We start from the raw sequence: 2,180 nt of genomic DNA, 5'->3' as shown, positions 1-2,180 counted from the left end.
CTCTTGTGAACAGCGAGTGAGGCCATGGCGCGCCACACCTTCTTCTGCATCGACGGCCATACCTGCGGCAACCCGGTCCGCGTGGTGGGCGGCGGCAGCATTCCTCAGCTTAAAGGGGACACGATGTTCGAGCGCCGCCAGCACTTCTTGGCGGAATACGACTGGATCCGAACCGGCCTGATGTTCGAGCCGCGCGGGCACGACATGATGTCAGGCTCCATCCTCTATCCGCCGACCCGGCCGGATTGCGATGTGGGCATCTTGTTCATTGAGACATCAGGCTGCCTGCCCATGTGCGGCCACGGCACCATCGGCACGGTGACCATCGCACTCGAGAACGGTCTCATCCACCCGAAGACCCCAGGCCTGCTGCGGCTCGACACGCCAGCGGGCGTCGTCGAGGCGCGCTACGAGCAGAACGGTCCCTTCGTGGAACGGGTGCGCATCACCAACATTCCGTCGTTCCTCTATGGCACCGGCTACGAGGTTGAGGTCGAAGGGCTCGGGCATCTCATGGTCGATGTCGCCTATGGCGGCAACTTCTATGCCATCGTGGAGCCGCAGACGCTCTACAGGGATCTGGCGGACGTGAACCCGTCCGACATCCTGCGCTGGAGCCCGAAGCTGCGTGAAACCTTCAATGCGCGCTACCAGATCGCGCACCCGGAGAACCCGGCTATCAATCGCCTGACGCACGTGCTGTGGACAGGGAAGGCTCAGAATCCGGGCAGCACGGCGCGCAATGCGGTGTTCTACGGGGACAAGGCCATCGACCGCTCGCCCTGCGGCACGGGTACCTCCGCCCGCATGGCGCATCTGGCCGCTCGCGGCGCTTTGAACGAGGGCGATGCCTTCGTGCATGAGAGCATCATCGGCTCGACCTTCACCGGGCGCATAGAAGGGCGGACCAAGGTCGGTGACCGCGATGCGATCATCCCGTCCATCGAAGGCTGGGCCCGCGTGACCGGGTTCAATACCATCTTCATCGACGATCGGGACCCCTTCGCCAACGGCTTCCAGGTTGTCGACCAGAGCCGCTAGGCCTTAAGCCTGTTCTAGGGAAGTAACATGCGGGTTGCGATTATCGGAGCCGGCGTTGTGGGGCTTGCCACGGCGCATGCCTTGCTCGACCGGGGCCATGAGGTCGTTCTGATCGAGCCCGGCGGAAAGCAGGGACGCCCGACGGACGGCAATGCCGGCTGGATAGCCCATACCGACATCATGCCGCTCGCCTCGCCGAAGGCGTGGCGGAACCTGCCGCGCTGGCTCAGGGATCCGCTCGGGCCGCTGACCATCCGGCCGGGCTACCTGCCGCATCTGGCACCCTGGCTGGCGCGCTTTTTGCTGGCCTCGTCGCCCTCACGCATTAAGTCGAGCATTGGGGCGATCCGCTCCATCAATGCGGAGTCGCTACCGGCCTGGAAGAGCCTTCTGTCGTCCTTGAATCTGAACGGGCATCTTAGAGAGAACGGCATTCTCTCCGTTTGGAGGCATCAGGGCGACTTCGATCGATCGCAGGACATCATCGAACATCAGCGCAGTTTCGGGATCGGGGCTGAAGCCCTGCGCCCTGAAGAACTCGCAGAGCTTGAGCCCGCGCTTCGCAACGTGGAAGCCGCCGTGCTCTACCCGGACGCCTGCCATGTTTCCGACCCGGCTGTTCTGGCTGCGGACCTCCTGAGACTGGCTCTGGAGCGCGGCGCTGTTCCTGTGGCGGCGCATGCCTCAGGAATCGAACTGCAGAACGAGGCCGTTCGCGTACACATGGATGAGACCGGCCCGGCCGTGACCGCCGATCAAGTTGTGATTGCGGCCGGCATCTGGTCGCGCGGCTTGGCCGCCCAACTCGGAGACCGGATCCCGCTCGACACCGAGCGAGGCTACAACGCGACCTATCCGAAGGGCACGTTCGAGATCGGCCGGCCGATCATGTTCGAAGGCGAGGGCTTCGTCACGACGCCTCTCGACACGGGCGACCGGGTCGGCGGCGCAGTGGAGTTCGCCGGCCTTGAGGCGCCGCCCAACCACAGTCGAACCGACGCCATGGTGCAGCGTCTGACGCGCTTCCTGCCTCATCTGCAATCCGAACCGGCCGCAAGGCGATGGATGGGCTTTCGTCCCTCGATCCCGGATTCCCTGCCGGTGATCGGGCCCGCCGGACGTGACCAGCGCGTGATCTA

2 protein-coding genes are annotated in these 2,180 nt (G+C 64.5%); both read left to right on the top strand.

Going from position 1 to position 2,180, the window contains the following annotated elements:
* The first annotated feature begins 24 nt into the window (after positions 1-24).
* The gene (locus tag JQC81_RS32225) at positions 25-1,041 is read left to right on the top strand and encodes a 4-hydroxyproline epimerase (protein ID WP_203275830.1); all 1,017 of its coding nucleotides are present in this window, start codon (positions 25-27) and stop codon (positions 1,039-1,041) included.
* A gap of 27 nt (positions 1,042-1,068) precedes the next feature.
* Positions 1,069-2,180: NAD(P)/FAD-dependent oxidoreductase (locus tag JQC81_RS32220; protein ID WP_203275829.1), on the top strand; the 1,112-nt coding region annotated here is incomplete at its 3' end.

This window comes from Microvirga arabica, assembly GCF_016811235.1.
Taxonomy (GTDB): Bacteria; Pseudomonadota; Alphaproteobacteria; order Rhizobiales; family Beijerinckiaceae; genus Microvirga; species Microvirga arabica.
The sequence above is the reverse complement of the archived record's forward strand: the minus strand, read 5'-3'. Positions and strand labels throughout refer to the sequence as shown.